The 22,684-nt window shown below is 49.4% G+C and carries 23 protein-coding genes and 1 other RNA gene; 4 read left to right on the top strand and 20 right to left on the bottom strand.

The window, feature by feature from the left end; translation table 11 throughout:
• Positions 1-3: 3 nt before the first annotated feature.
• The 11 genes from gspD to ACO0LB_RS05675 all read right to left on the bottom strand — a co-directional run bounded on the left by gspD (position 4) and on the right by ACO0LB_RS05675 (position 10,766).
• Entirely contained in the window at positions 4-2,184 is a 2,181-nt protein-coding gene (gene gspD / locus ACO0LB_RS05725) for a type II secretion system secretin GspD (protein ID WP_423047380.1), read from the bottom strand.
• Entirely contained in the window at positions 2,181-2,981 is an 801-nt protein-coding gene (locus ACO0LB_RS05720; RefSeq protein WP_423047378.1) for a type II secretion system protein N, read from the bottom strand. The genes gspD and ACO0LB_RS05720 overlap by 4 nt, the downstream gene beginning before the upstream one ends.
• The gene (gene gspM / locus ACO0LB_RS05715) at positions 2,978-3,475 is read right to left on the bottom strand and encodes a type II secretion system protein GspM (protein WP_423047376.1); all 498 of its coding nucleotides are present in this window, start codon (positions 3,473-3,475) and stop codon (positions 2,978-2,980) included. The genes ACO0LB_RS05720 and gspM overlap by 4 nt, the downstream gene beginning before the upstream one ends.
• Positions 3,475-4,794, bottom strand: a complete 1,320-nt coding sequence (gene gspL / locus ACO0LB_RS05710) for a type II secretion system protein GspL (protein ID WP_423047374.1) — start codon at positions 4,792-4,794, stop codon at positions 3,475-3,477. Before gspL ends, gspM begins: the two co-directional genes overlap by 1 nt.
• A gap of 57 nt (positions 4,795-4,851) precedes the next feature.
• Positions 4,852-5,904 carry a type II secretion system minor pseudopilin GspK gene (gspK, locus tag ACO0LB_RS05705; RefSeq protein ID WP_423047372.1) on the bottom strand — a complete coding sequence of 351 codons (1,053 nt, stop codon included), beginning with the start codon at positions 5,902-5,904 and terminating at the stop codon, positions 4,852-4,854.
• Positions 5,904-6,611 (bottom strand): PulJ/GspJ family protein, encoded by a 708-nt coding sequence (locus ACO0LB_RS05700; RefSeq protein WP_423047370.1) that lies wholly within the window; start codon positions 6,609-6,611, stop codon positions 5,904-5,906. Before ACO0LB_RS05700 ends, gspK begins: the two co-directional genes overlap by 1 nt.
• Complete coding sequence (gspI, locus tag ACO0LB_RS05695) at positions 6,601-6,981, bottom strand: type II secretion system minor pseudopilin GspI (RefSeq protein WP_423047368.1); 381 nt, start codon at positions 6,979-6,981, stop codon at positions 6,601-6,603. The genes ACO0LB_RS05700 and gspI overlap by 11 nt, the downstream gene beginning before the upstream one ends.
• Before the next feature lies 1 nt (position 6,982).
• Positions 6,983-7,453: a type II secretion system minor pseudopilin GspH gene (gene gspH / locus ACO0LB_RS05690; RefSeq protein ID WP_423047676.1), complete on the bottom strand. Its 471-nt coding sequence runs from the start codon at positions 7,451-7,453 to the stop codon at positions 6,983-6,985.
• A gap of 11 nt (positions 7,454-7,464) precedes the next feature.
• Complete coding sequence (gene gspG / locus ACO0LB_RS05685; RefSeq protein WP_423047366.1) at positions 7,465-7,917, bottom strand: type II secretion system major pseudopilin GspG; 453 nt, start codon at positions 7,915-7,917, stop codon at positions 7,465-7,467.
• Between the two features lie 309 nt (positions 7,918-8,226).
• The gene (locus ACO0LB_RS05680; protein WP_423047364.1) at positions 8,227-10,491 is read right to left on the bottom strand and encodes a molybdopterin cofactor-binding domain-containing protein; all 2,265 of its coding nucleotides are present in this window, start codon (positions 10,489-10,491) and stop codon (positions 8,227-8,229) included.
• Positions 10,492-10,577: 86 nt separating this feature from the next.
• Complete coding sequence (locus tag ACO0LB_RS05675; RefSeq protein WP_423047362.1) at positions 10,578-10,766, bottom strand: DUF1289 domain-containing protein; 189 nt, start codon at positions 10,764-10,766, stop codon at positions 10,578-10,580.
• A gap of 239 nt (positions 10,767-11,005) precedes the next feature.
• On the opposite strand from ACO0LB_RS05675, the gene elbB reads away from it, so the two are divergent.
• Together elbB and ACO0LB_RS05665 are read left to right on the top strand one after the other, a co-directional pair.
• Positions 11,006-11,659, top strand: coding sequence for an isoprenoid biosynthesis glyoxalase ElbB (gene elbB / locus ACO0LB_RS05670; RefSeq protein WP_423047360.1), 654 nt, complete (start codon positions 11,006-11,008; stop codon positions 11,657-11,659).
• A 65-nt stretch (positions 11,660-11,724) separates the two neighbouring features.
• The gene (locus ACO0LB_RS05665) at positions 11,725-12,327 is read left to right on the top strand and encodes a MarC family protein (RefSeq protein ID WP_423047358.1); all 603 of its coding nucleotides are present in this window, start codon (positions 11,725-11,727) and stop codon (positions 12,325-12,327) included.
• Between the two features lie 109 nt (positions 12,328-12,436).
• Here the strand turns inward: ACO0LB_RS05665 and ACO0LB_RS05660 are convergent, their stop codons facing one another.
• From ACO0LB_RS05660 to ACO0LB_RS05635, 6 genes are all read right to left on the bottom strand, one after another.
• Positions 12,437-12,619: a hypothetical protein gene (locus ACO0LB_RS05660; RefSeq protein ID WP_423047356.1), complete on the bottom strand. Its 183-nt coding sequence runs from the start codon at positions 12,617-12,619 to the stop codon at positions 12,437-12,439.
• A gap of 24 nt (positions 12,620-12,643) precedes the next feature.
• On the bottom strand, positions 12,644-13,891 hold the full coding sequence (locus ACO0LB_RS05655; protein ID WP_423047355.1) for a CaiB/BaiF CoA transferase family protein: 1,248 nt from the start codon (positions 13,889-13,891) through the stop codon (positions 12,644-12,646).
• Between the two features lie 50 nt (positions 13,892-13,941).
• A complete protein-coding gene (gene recR / locus ACO0LB_RS05650; protein ID WP_423047353.1) occupies positions 13,942-14,538 on the bottom strand; it encodes a recombination mediator RecR in 597 nt (198 codons plus the stop codon).
• A 2-nt stretch (positions 14,539-14,540) separates the two neighbouring features.
• Positions 14,541-14,867, bottom strand: coding sequence for a YbaB/EbfC family nucleoid-associated protein (locus ACO0LB_RS05645; RefSeq protein WP_423047351.1), 327 nt, complete (start codon positions 14,865-14,867; stop codon positions 14,541-14,543).
• An 88-nt stretch (positions 14,868-14,955) separates the two neighbouring features.
• Positions 14,956-17,232: a DNA polymerase III subunit gamma/tau gene (locus tag ACO0LB_RS05640; protein ID WP_423047349.1), complete on the bottom strand. Its 2,277-nt coding sequence runs from the start codon at positions 17,230-17,232 to the stop codon at positions 14,956-14,958.
• 28 nt (positions 17,233-17,260) lie between these two features.
• A complete protein-coding gene (locus tag ACO0LB_RS05635) occupies positions 17,261-17,893 on the bottom strand; it encodes a TetR/AcrR family transcriptional regulator (RefSeq protein ID WP_423047347.1) in 633 nt (210 codons plus the stop codon).
• 91 nt (positions 17,894-17,984) lie between these two features.
• Between ACO0LB_RS05635 and ACO0LB_RS05630 the strand changes: the two genes are divergently transcribed.
• Complete coding sequence (locus tag ACO0LB_RS05630; RefSeq protein WP_423047345.1) at positions 17,985-19,631, top strand: isovaleryl-CoA dehydrogenase; 1,647 nt, start codon at positions 17,985-17,987, stop codon at positions 19,629-19,631.
• A gap of 56 nt (positions 19,632-19,687) precedes the next feature.
• On the opposite strand, the gene ACO0LB_RS05625 is transcribed toward ACO0LB_RS05630, so the two are convergent.
• From ACO0LB_RS05625 to ffs, 3 genes are all read right to left on the bottom strand, one after another.
• Complete coding sequence (locus tag ACO0LB_RS05625) at positions 19,688-20,521, bottom strand: potassium channel family protein (RefSeq protein ID WP_423047343.1); 834 nt, start codon at positions 20,519-20,521, stop codon at positions 19,688-19,690.
• A 227-nt stretch (positions 20,522-20,748) separates the two neighbouring features.
• Complete coding sequence (locus ACO0LB_RS05620; RefSeq protein ID WP_423047341.1) at positions 20,749-21,210, bottom strand: cache domain-containing protein; 462 nt, start codon at positions 21,208-21,210, stop codon at positions 20,749-20,751.
• Positions 21,211-21,413: 203 nt separating this feature from the next.
• Positions 21,414-21,512, bottom strand: an RNA gene (gene ffs / locus ACO0LB_RS05615) — signal recognition particle sRNA small type.
• Between the two features lie 181 nt (positions 21,513-21,693).
• Here ffs and ACO0LB_RS05610 point away from each other — a divergent pair.
• Positions 21,694-22,323 (top strand): LysE family translocator, encoded by a 630-nt coding sequence (locus ACO0LB_RS05610; RefSeq protein WP_423047339.1) that lies wholly within the window; start codon positions 21,694-21,696, stop codon positions 22,321-22,323.
• Positions 22,324-22,684 lie beyond the last annotated feature (361 nt).

The raw sequence follows: 22,684 nt of genomic DNA, 5'->3' as shown, positions 1-22,684 counted from the left end.
GTTTTATTTGCCTTCTTTTCCAGCTGGATTCTGTCTTTCCGCTGTTTTTTCTTTTTCTGACGGAATGGTCAATGGCGTCGTCATCAATTTGCCTTTTTCCATGGTAGGCAGCAGACTCTGGGCTCCAGCGTCCTTGCCAGGCACAATCTGGGTACGCATGTAATCATAACGGTCGACCGATAAGGTATTACTCTGATCAGGATTGCGAATCACCGTCGGACGCAGGAACACCATCAGATTCGTCTTGCCGCGTTTGCTGTTCTGATATTTAAACAAGTTACCAATCACAGGTAAATCGCCAAGACCCGTGACTTTTTCAACGCCATCCGATGTACTGTCCTCCATCAAACCACCAAGTGCAATGATTTGCCCGTCATCCACCAGTACGTTGGTAGAAATGGAGCGCTGTTTAGTAATAATGCCGGAAACATTCGTCGCGTCATCAACACTCGAACTTTCCTGATAAATCGCTAACTTGACTGTGCCACCTTCAGAAATCTGTGGTTTGACTGTGAGCTTCAAACCCACGTCCTTACGCTCTATCGTCTGGAAAGGATTAACGCTGGCGGTGCTGCTGGTACCGGTAGAAGTAAATTGCCCGGTAATGAAAGGCACATTTTTACCGACAATAATTTTTGCTTCTTCATTATCAAGCGTGACCAGATTTGGCATAGACAAAATGTTGGCATTGCCACCTGTTTCCAGGACATGTGCGAGCGCCCCTAACCCCAGTTGCCCATTAATCTGGCGGAAAATACCGATCGACAAACCATTGCCAGGCAACACAGCGCCTGTCGTTGTGGCATTACCTGCAGCAAGACTCAGCAGATTATTTCCGGCGGTAGAAAATGAAGTACCACCACCTACGCGATAATTACTGTTCTGATTGCCAGATAAGCCCATCCACTGAATACCAAATTCGTTTGCCTTATCCGCAGTAACCTCGACGATCAGCGCTTCAACGTATACTTGTGCACGACGTGCATCCAACTGATCAATCACCGCCCGCAAATTGCGGTACACGGTTTCACTGGCGGTAATAATCAGAGTATTCGTAGCCGCATCCGCTTGTATAAATCCTGCTGCGCCACCACCTGCATTTGAACTGCTCAGACTGGAAGAGCTGGCATTTTGAGTCGCAGTATTATTACTGGCATTGGAGGTCACGGGATTATTCGTCCCATTGGCGCTATTGCCGATGTTTGATAATCCCGTACTTGGTGTCGCTGCCGATGTTTCACCGGTAATGATGGAACGCAAGGTCGCTGCCAACTTCACTGCTTCTGCATTTTTCAGATACACCACATGCACATTGCCTTTGGCAGAAGTTGGCTGATCCAGTTTGGCGATCAGCGATTTCATGAGGTTGGCACGAGCGACGGATGGTGCTCTGAGCAAAAGGGAATTGGTGCGCGGATCAGACATCAATACTGCACGACTGGGATCATTGGCTCCGCCGCCACTGTCCGTCAGCTTAGTCACCATCGCGGCCACATCCGCAGCGATAGCATATTTGACCGGAATAACATCCATGTCCATCGATGCGGGTACATCGAGCGCAGCAATGATTTTGTTCAGACGTTTAATGTTGTCTGCATAATCGGTAATCACGACCGTACTGTTACCCGGATTACCATTAATCGTATTATTCGGTGAGATCAACGGACGCAATATCGTGACGACATTGGCAGGTGATTCGTAGTTCAGCTTGTAGACCTGCGTCACAATCTGATCACCTTTGGTTGCCAGCGTTTTGTCTTGCGTGACCGATTGCGTTGGCCCCGGCTGTAATTTAGCGTCAGCCTCAGGCACCACTTTTGCGTACCCGTCAGCAGTCACCACCGCATACCCTTGCAGGCGCAAGGACGAAGTCAGTAATTTAAATGCCTGATCTTTGGTCAAGGGCTTTTCAGACACCAGATTAATCTGACCTTTGACGCGGGGATCAATGATAAAAGTCGTGCCCGTATAATGACCAATCGCCTTGACGACAGATTCTATGTCCGCACCGACAAAATTCAGTTCTGCTGTGTTTTGTGCCGGTGTCTGCGCAATACTGACCGGTGCCAGCAGGCAGCCTGCTGTCACGAGTGCCGCACCCGTCATGGCTGACAAATGCTGCATCGGCTTGCGTAAAGAAGTGCTGATCATAGCTGCCTTGTATTTTGATGGATATGTTTTCATTTGAACTCTAACGCGATTACGTCTTTATCACCGCCCTTGCTACTTTCTTTGCGGCGTTGTCCCAGTAAATTCAATAAATTAGCCAGTTTATCTTCCTGCCCCTGCTGCGCTCGGGCCGTTCCGGAAAATTGAAACCGTCCCTGATGTATTTGCCCTGTTCCGCCCAGCATCATCGGTCCTTGTAAGGTATTCAATTGCATGTCTGCATCGCTTCCGTGCAGATGGAAAATCATCTGATAACTGCCTAAAGGCTTAATGGGGGATAACCTCGATGCCATTTCTGTCAGATCAAAGAAAACCTGACCCTGTACATTCACCTTGCTTTGTTCACGCGTCATTTGCAGATTGTTCCAGGACAAGCGGCATTCGCCCGTCGGCCCTATCGTATTCAACGGTGCGCCCAATCCCTCAAGACGCTCAGGAGGCAAACTCAGCCTGGCAGGACTGACATTCCACTGCGATAAATTGCCAGTGATATTCACTGCGGGCGTCAACGATGCCGGATTATCCAGCTTCACGTCCAGTTGTCCAAGCAACAGCAAAGGGGAAATCTTCCACGAAAAACGGCCTGCAAACAAAGGGGTAAGGGGCCCATTCATATCGGCGGCAACACCCACAAAAGCAGAGCCATTCCAGAAACTTCCTTGTACGTCACCAAGACTGAGACGTCCCCGACTCTGCTTTTCCAGCGCAAAGGCAAGCCAGCTGGCCGGTAAAAATACAAGAATGGTCAGCATGACACTGGCCAATGCGAGTATTCCCCAACTCAGTTTACTAGACAAAAACTTCGGCATCATTGTCCATTTTTCTGCTGTTTTAACGTCAGGCTGGCGCTGACCATCCCCACTTCAGGCAATGCTGCAAGACGTGCTTCTTCCACTGTCAGGCGGGATGCTTTTTGCCATTCTGTCAGCAACTCCATCAGGGACTGATAAGCAACGGTCGATATCTGCAAACGCACAGTGCCATCGGTAACCGCAAGTGACTGTGCCTTCACACCTCGACGAGCTAAGGCAAGCTCCAGCTGTTCTTTACTGATTGCCGGAACCTGTTCAGCCAAGCCTGCTGCCAGTGCCGCCTGCTGGCTGCTCAATAGGTTCATTTGTGCGAGTTGCTGCCGTAGCTGCGGTATTTTTTCTTGCAACTGCGCTCGTCCAGATAAAGCTGGATTGAGCAGCAACAGATATATCAGCATCAATGCCAGCGCCAGACCACCTGCGATCAAGGTTTTACGTTCACGCGGCTCTCGTTGCTGCCAAAACAGCATCCACTGTGCGAGAAGTAGTTGCATCAGCGTTTACCTCCATTGCTACTCACCTGTATCTGTAACACACCATCCGCCGATGATGACATCATCAGCGACTGCGCACTCAGTGCTGCGCGTAATTGTTCTAAAGGAATATCAGATGACGATCTGGGCTTCACGTACAAACTTCTTTCTTTATAATCGATGGACATCACGGTCCCGGCTTTACCTGCCATGACTCCATCCCAGACCTGCGCAAAACGCGAAGTCAGCATAATAAAATCGTTCGGCGCCAACTGACCGGCCATGCGTTGCGACAATGCTACTTTTTGCTGCATTTGCGCCAGAGGGTCGAGAATAATGGTTTCGCCCGGATAAGTACTACGGTATATCTGCGTCAGGGAATCATTCAGATTTTTAGCTTCTCGCTTCAAGCTGAACCACTGAATATTCAATCCCAGCACATTCACCAACACCAGCATGACTACCAGACGTAAAGGCCAGCGCCACGGTCCCCACTCAAAACTGGCTTTATGAACAGACCCCAGCCCTTCCATCAAATCCAATGCTGCCTTATTCAGTCCCGAGTGCCCCAGTCCAGCAACACGATTCTGCCAACTGACAGGCAGCAGGCGAATGCGTTCACTCAATTTTTGCTGGTCCAGTGCGCGCTGCCAATCCTCTTGACCATTGCCGGGAACATGCAACTCTACATTGCGACCATCGGTCAGTACCGCCAGCATTTGCAGGAACTGACTCTTGTCAGACTGATCTAGCTGATCCAGTACCAACCCGAGACCAGCATAAGCTCCCGTGCGTAATACCAGCTCCTGTGTGGCATGGTACTGTTCTGCCAATGCCACAACGAAGGACTCTTCAGCGTTTTCTGATTCTTTAACACCAGAATCAGACACAGGGATTACCAAGCCTAATTGCGCGGGAAATGCCGCAATTTTTTTGACCGGAAAATCCTTCACCTGCTTTGCCAGCGCCTCCAGCCATACCCGATCGGCTACAGCAACAGTCGCCTCGCCGTTCACCACGGCTGTTGCCACCATCACGACATCCGCCGGATCACAGGCAATTTGCTCTTCAAATAAATTGGGCAAAGCTGTTTTGAATTTTGCCGCAGACATCGGCGGCACTTTGCTGGTCAGCAAGCTGATGTCGCTGGCAGCTAACAGCAAACTGAGCTGACGGGCATTCATGGCGATTTCTCTGAGCTCACTGAGACGCCGCTGTCCTTGCTGCTGGACATGCCCTTCCTCTGACATCAACGCAAATGGCAATACCTGAGACGACCAATCTGCATTCGCCGGAATGGTTGCCCTGGGTGGAATAGAAATATACAGTGTGCTTGCCATATCATATGTAGTTAAACAGAAACGACTGCTGGCAACCTGATGCCGGCAACGATTTCTTTAATTCTCTCTGATCCACAATACCGATGTGGATGCATCTTCAGCCCGCTCCAACAGCGCACTGACATCCAGCGCAGATCGTTGCATCTTGACCTTGCCATTCACCAAAAAAAAATGGGTAGCAACAGACAAATCCTTATCAGCAACCGTCGTTGCTTTATCCTGAAACCGATGTTTAAAATCTGTCAGGCTTAAAAAATACGCACGCTCACGGCTGGCAATCATCATTGCAGCATCACCCATACTCACACCGTCAATCCTTGCCGATAACACTTCCGGCGATGCAGTATTGACATTGATTTCAGTCTTACGCGGCAAGACCGTGACAAAATTCTTTAACCGCAACAACATTTCAGGTGTAAAACCGTTCACTGCGAGCAAGTCATCTGTCTGGATGAAGCGCAGAAATTGTACTGTATCAGCACTGACTTCCGTTGCAGAATTTGCAGAATTAGCATCACTTTGCGACGCTGCAGCATCAGTAGCAGAAGCGACAGAACCAGAAGATACCGTGGCTGCGCCAGGCGAGCTGCTTACCACCGTTTTTACTTTTGCCTGAGACTTGGCAATCATGGTCGCGGTGGATTCTGCCAGCTCCGGAGGCATACGCAAATTACTCAGCAACCTTGAAAATACGGCAACTTCGCGTGGATCCGGCACACCGTTTGTCGCCAGATTCGTCAGGTTGTACAGGGATTGCGCATCGACAATCTGACCAGACAACGTAGCATTGGCTTCATCCCCTTCTGCTTTGCCATTCTCAACATACTGATCCAGTTGGGTATCTGCCAGACGAACTGCCCACGGCTCGCCGAGATGATCTACATTACGGGTCAGTCTGGCATCTTCCCGCAAAATCAGTCTGGCCCAGTCGATAGCGCCACGTAAAATCCACTGCTTTTGCAATTGCATACGTTGATTTTCAATGGACCGCACCTGCACCTGCTGCTGCCAGAACAGACTGGCAACGATGGTGATCGCCAGCGTCGTCAGCAGCAGTGCCGTAATGACCGCCACGCCCCCTTGCGTCTTGCGCCTGATAACTCTCATCATCAGACCGCCCCTAACAAAAACACTTTGGTCATTGCCTGAGCACGTCCTTGCAATTGCAGCGACATCTCCAGACCTGTTCTTTTGGCGAGCCTGATCTGTGCCGCAATACCAGTGGTAGGACTCTCCGTCCCGCCAATGCGCCAGCCGGATTCACCATTGGTCCAGGTGCGCAAAGACAGACCACTGACGCCGGTTTGCAAGGTAATTGCTCCTGCGATAATTGGATTACTGGCGGCGGTTTGCCAGTCACTATCAAGCACAGATAAGTCGCGTGTCGCAACGGACTGATAGCGCGTCAGAACACCATCATTGACACGATATGTCACCACCTGCAAACGGGTTGGCTGGTTTTCATCAAAAACGGTACGGATCAATAACACCTGACTACCAACCGCCTGCAGCGACTCACGCCCGGCCAGCATGGTTGTATCCGCCAGATGCGCGCAATCATTCTCAATCTGGGCAAAGGCAAGCTGGATGCCGCGCGTCTGTTCCATTTCCGCAGTCAAGGCAACTCTTGAGCGGATAATGCTATCCAGACCACGCCAGCCAAGCACGGCAATTACACCGAGAATGGTGATGGCAACTAATAGTTCAATCAGCGTAAATCCGACAGCGCGCGCGTGAAGTCCGAAAGAGCCGCTTTTAATTGAAGGTCGTCTGACGAGCTGACTTCGGGTTGAGTCATGTGCACGATCAAAGCGCATTGGGCACCACCTGCGTCAGTTTGATAATACGGCGTTCGGGATTATCCACTTCATAGACAAACACTTCGACACGACGAAATGAAGGATTTGGGGTGGCAATCACATGTTCTTCGCAGATCAGTTGCAAATCCCCCTGAGGGCAAGCGAAAGTACGGTCGCCAAAGGCTGGCCATTCGTGTGCAAGACGAATCTGCGCCAGACGGTTTTCAGCCGACCAGGTTGCCATCATCGACGTACGTAATTGCTGGCTGTTTTGGGTCAGACTACCCACTGCCCGCAAACTGGCGCCAAGTGCGGTGCCCACAATCACCAGTGCGACAAGTACTTCGAGTAAGGTAAAACCCGCATTCCGGGAGCGACATGAATCCATCTTATTCAACATCGAAATGCCCGATGCCATCGGCACTCAGGCGCACAGCCTGATCCGCTGCCCGCAAGGTGAGTACAAAAGGTTTATCAACCGGTTCACGGCCAAACACAATGCGTATCTGCGCGTCGGCGGCAACATTGACTAATGCTGGCTCAACTTCCAACTGCACAGGCGACAGCTGGAACCCGCGCTCGCGCAACATGTCGTCTTTGATCGGCGTCCATACCCTGTCTTCTCTGACCAGAAAACGATAGCCAGTCTGATCCGCTTCAAAAGCCACCGGCAGGTTGCGGACAATCGCTTCTTCTCTTGCCAATTGCAGCAACAGCGCAATCCGGCGGCTGTCATTTTGCAGGCGCTGCAAGTCGCTTGGCATGGCGTTCAAACTGATCGCACCCAGCATCAGACCGACAATGACCAGCACCACCAGCAACTCCAGCAAGGTAAAGCCGCGCTGATTACGCATTTGCATCATCGGAGCGCTTATAAATCCCAGGAACCGATATCGGCATCGTTCCCAGCGCCGCCCGGCTGCCCATCCGCACCCAGCGAAAATACATCGACCTCACCCTTAATACCGGGAGAAAGATACTGGTACGCATTGCCCCAAGGATCTTTTGGCAGTTTTTCAATATATCCACCTGTCTTCCAGCCATTGGCTACCGGACCGGTTGCTGGCTTGACGATCAATGCCTGCAATCCTTGTTCTGTGGTCGGATAACGTTGATTATCAAGACGATATAGTTTCAGTGCTTGCATTAAGGTAGAGATATCCTGCTTGGCAGCAGCAATCCGCGCATCATCTGTTCTACCCATTAATTTGGGAACAACCAGCGCAGCAAGAATTCCCATGATCACGACCACGACCATAATTTCGATCAATGTAAAGCCACGGGAACGGCGAGAGTCACGATTTATTAAGCGAGTAGGCAGCATAAAATATTTCTAAATAAAATTTCTTAAAATCTGGTGTGCGGTATCTGGCACCTGATCAGGTCCAATGCCAGAACAACCATTTACGACAGTGTGGCAGTATAAAGCGGGATAGTATTTTCATGAATATTTTTGGTATCTGAATGTCACCGGCTCAAGTCTTACACCCTCACAAGGGTTTCATCAACGTCACTTAAACACATACTCCCCCGATAATTTCAGAAAACTACCCTGGCGTCCATATAACTAAAGCACGCTTCAAAGATACTACCACCAGTATATTTACAGCATATGTCAGCTTTGTTTCAATGTTCACGCCAATGTCAGTGGCAGACTGCGTAAGCGCTGCCCGGTCAGTGCAAAGACAGCATTTGCCACAGCAGGAGCTATCGGCGGCACACCAGGTTCACCAATACCCTCAGGATGTTCAGCGCTCTTGATAATCACCGTTTCTACCACCGGCGCCTCATTCATTCTCAGCACAGGATAATCATGGAAATTCGTCTGCTGTACTTTGCCGTCCTTGATCGTAATTTCTCCATACAAAGCAGCACTCAGACCGAAAATCACCGCTGACTCCATTTGCTGGGTAATGATGTTCGGATTCACAGCAATCCCACAGTCCACCGCACACACCACTTTATGCACACGGATATGCCCATCCTTTACCGACACTTCGGCCACCTGCGCCACGATACTGCCAAATGACTGGTGCAAGGCAAGACCATGTGCACGCCCTGCGGGGGCTTTACCGGCCTTATTCATGGCGGCATCCAGTACCGCCAGATGACGAGGGTGACGACCGAGCAAATCACGCCGGAAATCTGCTGGTGATTTGCCGGCAGCATGCGCCAGCTCATCAATGAAGCTCTCTTTAAAAAATGCATTATGCGAATGTCCGACCGAACGCCAGTTACCAAGCGGCACCGGCGTTGGCACAATCACATGTGCGGTGTGCTGATGCTCAAATTCATAGGACATATCAAACTCGCCCTCGGCAGTGGTCTTGTCTGGTCCTGCACCCGGCAACCCCAGTAAGCGCTTTAAAAACTGATGCGCAACAGAACCAGATGCCGATTTATTATCATAGGCCAACACTTTACCGCTGGCATCAAGACCCGCTGTGAAACGCGCCAGTGCTGCGGGGCGGTAAACATCATGGGTTGTATCTTCCTCACGACTCCAGACCAGTTTGACAGGCAAGCCTTTGGTCTGCATCGCGATCAGCACCGCCTGCACTACCATGTCAGACTCCAGACGACGACCAAAGCCTCCGCCCAGGTAAGACATATGCAAGTTGACTTGCTCGACATTGATTTTCGCCGTCTTTGCTGCGGTACTGACAGCGACATCCGGTACTTGCGTAGATACCCAAAGATCGAGCTTGTCATCTTTGAGTTGCGCGGTGCAATTGATCGGCTCCATCGCCGCATGCGCCAGAAATGGCGCCCGATATTCTGCTTTAACGGTCTTAACGACTGCCTGATTACCCATCATCGCCTCAGGGTCGCCATGCTTGTAATAGGTAAAACCCGGTTCGGTATTAAGCTTATCTGCCAACTCCTTGAATACCGACGCCGTTGACAATCCAGCATGTGGGCCGACATCCCAATCAATATTCAAAGCTGCACTTGCTTTCTTTGCGAGCCAGTAACTATCCGCTACCACCGCTACGCCGGACACACCTTCTTTCGCAGAAATATCGACGACATGGCGAACGCCCTTCATCTGCAATACCGCCTGGCTGTCTATTTTTTTGATACGTCCACCAATCGTCGGACTCTGCCGGATGGCGGCATACAACAAGCCATCGGGCCTGGCATCCAACCCGAACTCGGCACTGCCATTCACTTTTGCAGCGGAATCTGTTCTCGCTGCGGGCGTACCGATCAGACTGAATTCATGCGGTTTCTTGAGTCGAATATCCGCAGGATGCGCCGTTACTGCATAGGCAGCAAGCTCGCCATAACTCATTTTCTTACCGGAATGATGGGTGACCATGCCATCTTGCGCCTTGCACTCACTGAAGGCGACATTCCAACGTCTGGCCGCTGCCGCAACCAGCATGGCTCTGGCGGTGGCGCCGGCCTCGCGCATCGGCAGCCAGGCGTCTTTGACACTGGAAGACCCACCGGTAATCTGCAAACCAAGCTCACGGGCCGCCTTCATCACCAGCCACTGCGCAGTGTGTTTAACAACACCATCGTCATCAGGATGGAACGGCAATCCATCTGCCAATACGCTGACATTGCCATAAATCTTATCGATAGGTGCATGAATAGGACGCACCATATATAACGGCACATCCAGTTCTTCCGCAACGATCATTTGCAACGCAGTATGTATTCCCTGCCCCATTTCACTTCTGTGCATCACGATGCCAACCTGACCGTCCTTGGCAATCGTAATCCAGCCATTCAGGGCAACATCTCCGGCATTCATCGGCAAGGCATGGTCTACCGTAAGACGCTGGCGCGGCGGCGTAAAACCCCAGCCAACAATCAAGGCACCCGCCACACCAAGTCCACCCAGCAAGAAACGGCGCCGGGGTTTTTGTACAGTATTTACCATGCTCATTGCGATGTCTCCGGATTTTTATATAGTAAGAATGCGCGCAATATTGACAGAATTAACACAATTAGTCAGCTCTCCGAACCGAGGCTTCAGCTGTTTCTACGTGGATATCCTTCTGCCAAAATCCTTGTCCAGACGACTTCTTTTTGATCTTCGTTCATGAATACCCATTCAGCCACTTCGGCGACTGTGCGCCCGCAGCCACGACAAACATCATCAAATGTTGTCGAGCAAACAGCAACACAAGGTGTATCAGGACGTTCTTTTTTTTCAGTCATATTGGAACAAAATTGGGAAATTATGAAGGGCAGACGATCATGATGGGCATGATGGACATGCAGCACCCTTCTCAAACTTGCGTAATAGTAAGCTATTCCAGCCAAGCCCGCGTGGTACGAACAGTCTAATCAGATTATTTCCCGCCAGGCGGAACGTCAGGTTGACATTATTGCAGCCGAGGCAGCAGAATTGACTGTTTATATCCTTACCTAGTCCCCTATTGCATCAAAGGCATATCATGAAAGTAGCATTAGTTTTATCAGGTTGCGGCGTTTTTGACGGCACCGAAATTCACGAAGCAGTACTGACGCTGCTGGCACTGGTACGTGCTGGCGCCGAAGTCGAGTTTCTGGCTCCCGACATCAATCAGAGCCGCGTGATCAATCATGTTACCGGTCAAGTCAGCGAGGGCGAGACACGCAATGTTCTGGTGGAAGCCGCCAGAATCGCCCGCGGAAAGGTCAAAAATATCGCCGAGGCAGTCAGCAGTGACTATGCGGCTATATTTTTCCCGGGTGGATTTGGTGCCGCCACCAATCTGTCTGATTTTGCCAGCAAAGGTGCTGATTGCCGTATTCAGGAAGATGTGATGCGATTTGCAAAAAGTGCTGCAGACGCCAGCATCCCGGCATGCTATATCTGCATTGCTCCAACAATGATTCCCCTTGTTTACGGGCCTGCGACCAGAGTAACAATAGGCACGGACGAAGATACTGCCAATGCCATCACCTCCATGGGCGGCTTGCATGTTCCCTGCCCTGTGAATGACTATGTCATAGATGAAGTCAGAAAAGTCGTCAGCACACCCGCCTATATGCTGGCGCAACATATCGCAGAAGCAGCAACAGGTATCGATGCTGCCGTTGCGGCCACGCTGGCGCTGATCAGATAACATCGGATAACGTCAGCAGACATCTTTCCGGCGCTTTCTGCCGATCACATCTAACAACTATCTACATGACACAAGATTTTTTCCAGTCACTGATCCTGCTGATTCTGGTGACAGATCCGTTTGGCAATGTTCCGATTTTCGTCAGCGCTCTGGCGCATGTATCTCCGGAGCGACGCTGGCGAGTGGTCGTGCGTGAATGTGCGATTGCGTTTGGCTTGCTGTTGCTTTTCATGTTCTTTGGCAAGCACTTCCTGACGGCATTGCAGCTATCTGAGGTTTCTCTCAGAATAGGAGGAGGCGTAATTTTGTTCCTGATTGCTTTACGGATGGTATTTCCTCAGGAAGGTGGCATATTTGGCGACGTGGAAGATGGGCATGAACCCTTCATCGTTCCGCTGGCCATCCCTGCGTTGGCGGGTCCTTCCGCACTGGCAACCGTGTTACTGTTTTCATCAGATAACAAACAGGATATGGCGATTCATCTCGCAGCACTGACATCCGTTGCTGTCGTGTGGCTGATCGTGCTGTTAAGCGCAGAACGTATGCAACGGGTACTTGGCGTGCGCGTGATGACGGCTTTTGAACGTTTGATGGGGTTGATATTGACGGCAATGTCAGTCGAGATGTTGCTGGCTGGCATACGTGATTATTTGAAAACTTTAGGCTGAATACCGCCAGTGCTCGCTTTTTGCATCACTTTAAGAGTGGTATCGGACAACATCATATCTACATTCGGTTAATGTAATGTTGATATGATTGACGATACCAGCCGACTGATTAGCTAAATACTGAATTCTCAGCTGGTGCCAGCTTCGCCGCATCGTACACGACGAGCTGCGGTGTCGACATACTGATCGCCGCCACAGAATCTCCAGCAAATATGCTTCGATTAAAACTGAAATATCCCAATAAAAACAAAACCAGGGCAATCAGGAACTGTTTTAAAAATGAACGGTTCATCGCTATCTCCTATTTCACATCTATTCAGATGATTTTGTTATTTTCCATTTGCGCAATATCTTCGGCGCTATAACCCAAGTCGAGTAACACCTCATGATTATGCTGCCCCAGCGTTGGCCCCAGCCATTGCGTGCCGCCCGGCGTTTCAGACATTTTAGGGCTGACCGCAGGAAGTTTGACAGGCGTTCCATCAGCAAACTGATGCTGTTCAAACATCTGGCGTGCCAGAAATTGCGGGTCGCTCATCATGTCCCGTACCGAATAAATTTTGCCCACCGGCACATCGGCCTGTTTGAGTTTATCCAATGCGGTATCAATCGTTTGCGTAGTGCACCATGCCTGAATCGCAGCATCAATTTCTGCAGTGCGTGGAACACGTCCGTCATTTCTGGTTAACTCTGCATCAGCAGCAAGATCATCGCGATCAATCGCCTTCATCAGACGATGAAAAATGGCATCACCATTACCCGCAATGACAATATTTTCCCCATCGCCTGTCGTGTAGGTATTCGAGGGTACGATACCGGGCAAGGCACCGCCGGTTCTTTCTCTGATCACACCAGCATGATCGTATTCTGGCACCAGCGACTCCATCAGGTTAAAGACGGACTCATACAAAGCCACGTCCACCATTTGCCCCTGCCCGCCGCTGCTGGCAGCACCAACTTGACCATTCCAGCGCCCGCCAGTCACGTCCCGATGGCGCAACGCCATCATCGCACCGATCACACCATGCAAAGCAGCGACTGAATCCCCTATAGAAATACCGACACGTACCGGCGGGCGGTCAGGATGCCCTGACACATAACGCAATCCGCCCATAGACTCGCCGATAGCGCCAAATCCAGGCAATTCTTTCATCGGACCACTCTGACCATAACCAGACAAGCGCACCATGATCGTTGAAGGATTCAGCGCCTTCAACTCCTGATATCCGAGCTGCCATTTTTCGAGCACACCAGGACGATAATTTTCAATGATAACGTCGGCCTCCAACGCCAGACGACGCGCAACATCTCTGGCTTGCGGCTCTTTCATATTCAACGTGATGCTTTTTTTATTACGTGCCTGTACGCTCCACCAAAGCGAGGTACCGTCTTTCAACACACGCCATTGACGCAGTGGGTCACCGCCATCAGGGGACTCCACCTTGATGACTTCTGCGCCAAATTCAGCAAACATACGGGAACAGAAAGGGCCGGCGATCAGCGTCCCGAGTTCCAGCACTTTGATACCAGCAAGTGGGCCGGGCTTTTTTTCTTGTGTCGTCATATGATCAATATATCGCGATGGTTATTCAAGTCGCCCTCGCTACGTGATGCTCAGGTAGTACGCCTGTCAAGCATAGCACGGGCAATCGTACCGGCATCCACATACTCCAGCTCACCGCCCACCGGCACCCCGCGTGCGAGGCGACTGACTCTGAGTCCACGGGCTTTTAATGTCTCGCTGATGTAATGCGCTGTTGCTTCGCCTTCATTCGTGAAATTGGTCGCCAGCACCACTTCCTGCACCACACCGTCTGTTGCACGGGCAATCAGCTTTTCTAAATGGATGTCTTTTGGACCTATCCCATCAAGCGGAGACAAACGCCCCATTAAGACAAAGTACAACCCCTTGAAGGTCAAGGTCTGCTCTATCATTAACTGATCGGAAGGCGTTTCCACGACGCACAACAAACTTCTGTCGCGCGCCGTATCTGCACAGGTTTCACACACCTGCGTTTCGGTAAAGGTATTGCAAGAAGTGCAGTGCTGAATCAACTCAACAGCATTCAATAAGGCATCCCCAAGAATGGTGGCTCCTTCCCTGTCATGCTGCAACAAGTGATAAGCAATACGCTGCGCCGACTTTGGCCCGACACCGGGCAAGCGGCGCAGTGCTTCTGCCAGCGACTCCAGACTGCCTGGTTTTTTCACACTCAGAATGGCATCTTAAAGCCTGGTGGCAAAGGCATGCCAGCAGTCAGACCAGCCATTTTTTCTTGCGAAGTCGCTTCTGCTTTACGCACAGCATCATTAAATGCTGCGGCAACCAGATCTTCCAACATGTCTTTATCGTCTGCCAATAAGGACGGATCAATGGTAACGCGCTTAACATCGTTTTTACATGTCATTACTACCTTCACCATGCCAGCACCGGACTGCCCTTCCACTTCAATCAAGGCCAGTTGATCCTGGGCTTTTTTCATATTGTCTTGCATTGCCTGTGCCTGCTTCATCAGGCCAGCGATTTGGTTTTTCATCATAAGAATTACTCCGGAAAATAAAGGAATGAAATATAAATTAAAGAATTAATCATAGAGGCAAAAGCATCAGTACGTGATGACTGCCAGATCAGACTGGACGCACACTGCCGGTAATAATGCTGGCACCAAAATCACGTATCAGAGTCTGGACAAAGTGATCATCCTGTATCGACTGTTCAGCTCTGCGTTGAAGCAACTCTCGCTCAGCAATTGCTTGTGCATTTGCCGTTTGTTCCACGGCACCAATTTTGGCATCGACGCGAATCATTCGTCCGAATTTCTCAGACAACGCCGTCTGCAATTTATCCACACTGCCAGCAGATAATAGCGTCGTCAAAGGAACGCGCAATTCGAATAAAAAAACATTTCCATCGGGACGACAATGAATCAACTCGCTTTGCTGGGCCAATTGCTGCGCAACACCGCGCACTGGCAAACCAGACGCTAAAGTAGGCCACTGCCCATCCCAGTTGAGTTCAGGTACGGGTGCACTCCAGATAGTTCTGTCTGCCTGCGGTGATGAGGCTACCGTGACGGATGCAAGCGTTGTCGCTGATAGTGACAATGCTGCTGGTGCAGCTAATTCTGACGTTCCCGCCACAAGAGCAGTCGCCTCTTTACCCCTGCCAGATGAGGGAGTTTGTATCGCAGGTAAGTCTCTTTTAGTTGGTTCATCAACAAGTGCAGGCATACCTGCCGGTAATGAAGACATTAATATATCGTCATCCCAAGGCGGTGGCATATCGTCCATACCGGCAGGGACAGACTGCATTTCTGGTGGTAACTGTACAGGCGAAATGGCTCTTGCAGTGGGCACAGCCTTCGGCGTCGGTGCCGTAACTGGCGCTGATGCCAATGGCATGGGTGGCACTGACGAGGATACTGGCGAAGGTGCTGGTGCTGGTGCTGGTGCTGGTGCTGGTGCTGCGGTTGTAGCAGACTCAGAAGCAGATCGGGTAATGGCAGGTGATTTTTTATCACTGGCAGCCCGGGCTGCGGCTAATGCCGCCATTGCCGGACTGATACGCGTTGCAGGTGCTGCTGAAACAGTATCCTTTACAGGAGCAGAAATCGGACTGACAGACACCTGAGCATCGGGCGTTGCAGCCAAACTTGCATTGCTACGATGAGAGACGTTAGCAACATTAGCGGCAGGGTTCTGCGCCGATCTTTCAACACCAGTCACTGATGGTGTTGATGCAGGTGACGGCGGCACGCCCCGCCCCGCCGGAGATGGCAAACGCACAGGAGCAGATGCGGCCCGAGTCAAGTCATTATCATCAAGGGGGCGAAATGCCAGCATGCGCAATAGCGTCATGCTAAACCCTGCATATTCATCAGGTGCCAGCGCCAGTTCATTGCGGCCATGTACGGCAATCTGATAAAACAACTGTACTTCTTCTTTACCAAAATCGTTAGCCAATCGCATGATCTGCTCGCGTTCAGGCAAATCATCGGCAACTGCATCAGGAACCAGCTGCGCAACCGCAATCTGGTGCAATAGGGTTCCTAAATCCTGCAAGGCAGATTTGTATGACAGACTGCGGGCGGCCATCTCATCGGCCACGTCCAGCAAGGCTTTACCGTTACGGGCAAGCAACGCGTCAAGTAAACGGATCAGATAGGATTGATCCAGCGCCCCCAGCATTCCTTGCACAGCGTCCAGAGTTACTTTACCTGCGGCATAGGCAATCGCCTGATCTGTCAATGACAAAGCATCGCGCATGGAACCATGCGCTCCTTGTGCCAGCAAACGCAAAGCCAGGGTTTCAAATTCTATCTGTTCTTGTCCGAGAATATTTTCCAGATGCCCAATGATATGTCCTGGGGGCATCTGCTTCAGATTAAACTGCAAACAACGCGATAACACAGTAACAGGAATTTTTTGAGGATCTGTGGTTGCCAGAATAAACTTCACATGCTCCGGTGGTTCTTCCAGCGTTTTTAACATGGCGTTAAACGCATGATTGGTCAGCATGTGCACCTCGTCGATCATATACACTTTAAAGCGTGCATTCGACGGCGCATAAATCGCCTGCTCCAGCAAAGATGCCATTTCATCTACACCACGATTCGATGCAGCATCCATTTCTATGTAATCAACAAAACGACCAGCATCAATGGCGGTACAAGTATTGCAAACGCCACATGGCTTTGCCGTGATACCTGTTTCGCAATTAAACGACTTGGCTAAGATGCGCGACAGCGTCGTTTTACCGACACCGCGAGTACCGGTGAACAGATAGGCGTGATGCAACCTCTGCTGTTCGAGAGCATGGGATAAGGCACGGACAACGTGCTCCTGACCGACAAGTGTTTCAAAACTTTTCGGGCGATATTTACGGGCGAGAACTTGATAGGACATCCTGCGATTTTACCTTATTCAGACAGCATCATTTGCATTGATCCGCGGGGAGTTGCAAATATCCCAGCACCAGAGTTTTGACATTTTGTTGAAATTCTTCATCCGACAAGCTGTGCGGCAACAACATCAGTCGCTGATATAACAAGCCATACACAGCAGCGTGGACGACTTCGGCGCTCTTGCCTGCATATAATGCCGCATCACACCCTGCTTCAATTGCCTGCCCCCAGATACTCACAATATGCGCATACAGGCTGCGGTAAGACTGTATATCCGAAATCTGTCGCTCTAATAAGATCAATGCGGACCATTCTTCTGCCTCCCTGGCATGCAGCCCAATGATGCGATCGATCAGAATGTCAGTCATCTGAATGACTGGCAACCCACGCAATTCCTCAATCCACATCTGCATGGAGGTGCCAATGTTTTTGAATCGCTCATGTATGCAGTGTGCAGCAATTGATTTTTTACCCGGAAAATACTCGTACAAAGTACCCAGACCGACTCCGGCAACCAATGCAATATCCCGCATTGTCAATTTTGTATAAGTTTTTTCTACCAAAAGCCGAACAAAGGCATCCAGAATCGATGCCTGCGTCATTTTCGAACGTTGCTGTACCGGCTTGCGCCTCAGCTTCAATGGACTATCACTCTTCATCATCCGCTTATTATCTCATGCGGCAAAAGCGAACACCTGATGTTCCGCGTGGCACTACACTGTTTGAACCCCTATTCATTCCTCGGAGACACGCATGCAATGGATTACCCACGAGATTCTCAATCAGGTACCAGATTTATATAATTACAATATTTTTTCCAGCGACATTGCGCTCATGGAAGCGATAAGCGCTCACGGCGCTGAGTGGCACTCGGACACACTGCAAAAATCAGGAGAAATGCTGGGCAGTAAAGATATCTTGCAGCTCGGCGAGCTAGCCAACCATCACCTACCTGAACTACAGACGCATGACCGCGTTGGCCGCAGGATTGATCAGGTTCATTTCCATCCCAGTTGGCACCAGTTATTATCGCTACTGAGAAAAGAAGGTTTGCAGGCCATGCCCTGGATGGAGCCGCGTCCGGGAGCGCATGTCGCCAGAGCAGCGGGATATTTTTTACAATCACAGGTGGAATCAGGCTCTCTTTGCCCTACCACAATGACATTTGCTTCTATTCCCGTACTGGCAAACGAACCGGCTTTATTCTCACAAATCAAAACAGCACTTTTTTCAAGAGAACACGACCCTCGCGATCTACCTATAGCACAAAAAAAATCCATCATGATAGGGATGGGAATGACGGAAAAACAAGGTGGCTCCGATGTTCGTACCAACACGACCATCGCACGACCAATCGAGAATGAGGGGCGAGGTGAAGCCTACTCCCTGACGGGTCATAAATGGTTTTTTTCCGCCCCAATGTGCGATGCACATCTGGTACTGGCAAAAACAAAAGTGGGATTATCCTGCTTTTTTGTACCCCGCTGGAAACCGGACGGTATCAAAAATACTATATTAGTACAAAGGCTCAAGGACAAACTGGGCAATAAATCAAACTCCAGTAGCGAAGTCGAATTTCAGGACGCTTACGGGATTATGGTCGGTGAAGAAGGCCGGGGCATCCCTACCATTATTGATATGGCGAACCTGACAAGGCTGGATTGCGTCATCGGCAGCGCCGCATTGATGCGACAAGGATTAGTGCAAGCAGTACATCACGCCAAGAACAGGCATGCTTTTGGCACCACCCTCGATAAACAGCCTCTGATGTGCAATGTTCTCGCAGATCTGGCACTGGAAAGCGAGGCAGCAACGCATCTGATGCTCAAACTTGCTGCAACGCTGGACGCACCAGAAGATCCTTTGCAAAAAGCATGGAAACGTATCATCACACCTGCAGCAAAATTCTGGATTTGCAAGCGGGCATTGGAGTTCACAGGCGAATGCATGGAAGTATGGGGTGGCAACGGCTATGTAGAAAATGGCCCTATGGCACGTCTGTATCGCGAAGCACCCGTGAATTCCATCTGGGAAGGCTCAGGTAATGTGATGTGCCTTGACGTACTCAGAGCCATTGACCGCGACCCATCCGGTACAAAGCTACTGCTGAAACAGCTATCAGGATCACGTTCCGCAACAGTACGGAAAATGACTGCTGAATTGGAGCTGGCATTACAGGCATCCACCGCCAACCAAGAAGCTGGCGCACGTCGTTTTGTGCAAAAATTGGTGCTGGTAGTGCAAGGTTTTCTAATGCAAGAACATGCACCTGAAGAGATAGCCAATGCTTTTATCAGCAGCAGATTAGATGCAGACCACGGTCGTGTTTATGGCACATTGGAAAATATGATTGAGACAGAACTGCAACAACGAATTATTTCGCGCTGTTTCCAGTCATAAGTAATCAGGAAAAAGGGAAATCAAAAGGCGTAATCCATAAAATATAGTGATATTGATTATGCCTGCTCTTCTTTCGTTTTATTTCTGAGCATGAGTTCCTTCTCCATTTGTACAAATAATTTTTCGCGACTACGCAATTCCTCGCGTAATGCCGACACCTCTCTGGTCAGAGAGCGAATGTCGGCATGTAATTCACGTTCAAACATTTCCTCCTCCTCCCCCACAAATAAAGCAGCAATATTCGCCGTTACTATCGAAAACATGGCGTAACCGAGCAATACGATAAACACAGCGAATATTTTTGATGCAGGCGTTGAAGGCACGATATCACCATAACCCACGGTAGCAATAGTCGTAAATGCGAGCCAAACGCCGTTCGGATAATTTGTCACGTTCGGCTCCAGCCAATAAAATCCAGCACCGGCGGCGCTGAGCATTAACAAAGCGAGTCCAATTATCTGCACCAAATGACTGGGCTTCATGTGCTGCAAAACCAAGGTGGCGATTCTCATCAAAATGGCAGCACACAATCCCAACCTGAGCAACCATTCCAAAGCCCCCCACTCTGCAGCCGAAGGAAAACTGCTGGCAAGCGAACCTACGATGATCAAAATATCCAGCAACATTTTTCCACTACGTCGCTTCTGGTAACGATTAATACGCCAATGCAGATAAGTATCGAGAGCAATAGTCAAGGCCGCCAGCAAGTACAAAAGGTGTCCGGCACGACGAACGTTGTCTGTATTTCCGCTCAATAAAAAGTAAAAAGCCGGGATCGTCAGCACAAGGCCAGATAACAACAGTGGACGCGATAACCATGCAAAGAAACGCTGGGTAATCGGATAAATACCAGAACCAGACTTGTTCTGACGATGCCTTTTTTTAGTCACATTTATTCCTTATATCTGGTTTTGTGATGCCATATCTGACGTATCACATACACATCACCATTCAACCTGGTGAGCAGCACAGACTTACATTGTCATATGGGAACAACCGGAGAATCAAGTGATATACCATTTTTCAACATCACAAAACAAAAGCCATTCCCGTTTTACGTGGAATGGCTTTGAGAGAAGCAACAGTAAAATATTACAAAGACAACAATTGGAAAATATTATTTATAAGCACCGCAACCGACAAAGTAGTTATCAACTTTTTCAAGATACGTCGATTTTGTTTCCAGTACTTTTGTCACTGGATTAGGCCATTGATAATCAACCCAACCTTTACCCTTAGTGCTTGCCAAGGCAATCATGTCTTTGACAACAAATTTATCACCGACCTTCAGATCAATGAGATTTTTGCCATTCATTTTAGGGTTATTGCCATGACTCAGATTCACACCATTTAAGTCATAGACAAACAGATACAAATCACGATCATGAAAATCTTTATTGGAAATATTAGCAAATTCAGCAAACGCTTTTTCTTTGCCATGCTCTTTAATATAAGCGATACCTTTTTTTACCATTGCAGTCGCCTGCTCCGTAGTTCCGCGATCATCAGCAGCAAAACCAAATGGGATTAATCCCCACATCAGTACACTTGCGATCAACCATTTTTTCATTGTATTCATGTTCATCTCCTTATTATTCATCGTTATTCATGCACATCGGATATCTGACGCCAAAGTAGTACAGCGACAATAGATATTGTTGCATAGAGTATTTGAAGTAAATGTGAAATAAGTTACCGCTGCATGCAAAATAATATTCACGTTTATGCGCGAACAATGCAGAAAAACTTGGAAGTTGGAGTGAAGATAAATACTGGAAGGAAGTTGGCGAGCCTGATCTGCGGCACTTGCAGGAAATGACTGTGGCTGCTTCGTTCCCGACCTGACCAGATTGGCCATGCCGCAATGCGCAGGGGCCCGCCAACGAACATTATAGCAGGATCATAAATACTGCGCAGACATTTATCCTGGCCTCTGCATGAGATTGATATTTCAGGCAAAAATAACCTAATAAAACAATGACAATCCGACTGAGTACCAGCACCCTGTCATTATGCATAAGATAAAATCAATATTTCTATTTTCTATATTTGAAGGTGTAATGTGACACTCAGCCCGGAACAACTCGTCAGCTTTTTGTTTGCAGCAGTCCTGATTACGGCATCGCCCGGCCCAGATAATCTGATGGTGCTGGGAGTGGGGATTTCAAAAGGCAGGAAACAAGGCGTAGCATTTGGATTAGGCTGCGCGTTAGGCTGCATTAGCCACACAATATTAGCCAGCCTTGGTATCAGTGCGTTAATTGCAGCCTCACCTATGGCATTTACTGCATTAAAACTCAGCGGCGGTCTGTATTTGATTTATCTCGGAGTTAATGCCCTGCGCAGCAGCGGCAACACACAGATCAGCGGCAATGCACTGCCAGATCAATCACTGAAAACCTTATTCGCCAAAGGCTTGTTTGCTAACAGTATCAATCCTAAGGTAGTACTCTTCTTTCTGTCTTTTTTGCCACAATTTGTGATCGCAGAGCATGGCGCAGTGCAGTGGCAAACAGCACAACTAGGCTTGGTTTTCACTTTGCAAGCAGCCATTCTATTCGGCTTACTTGGCTACTTCTCTGGTAGCGCCGGAAGCTGGCTTAATCGCAATCCACGCACAGGATTATGGCTTGACCGTATTGCTGGCAGCATTTTTATTGGCCTGGGTACGAAACTGATCATCACTCGTTGATTGAAAATATCAATCAATAATGTCAAACCCACGTTCAACCATCAGCAAGCATTTCCATGCTCTGTTAAACCTCAGATTCATACTGACATACTGACTATCTGAATCAGGCACGGAGCATGGACTTGTCACAAAATGGATGTTCACAAACGACATATAAACATTACAAACTATATATTTAAGCGACAAGCACGTTCACAGAACTGACGCAAAACCACCCCAAGACGTTTTAGTTTCCTGTAATGCAGCCACCTACAAGCACATGTACTACCTTCGTTGTCATGCCTTGCCGGAACAATATTGCATCAGTCCTGATTCATATAAGAACGCCGCTGAACAATGACATTGATCCTGATTAGTTTCT

The sequence above is a fragment of the Undibacterium sp. SXout7W genome, from assembly GCF_049339385.1.
Taxonomy (GTDB): domain Bacteria; phylum Pseudomonadota; class Gammaproteobacteria; order Burkholderiales; family Burkholderiaceae_D; genus Undibacterium.
This window is presented reverse-complemented; position numbering and strand designations above follow the sequence as displayed.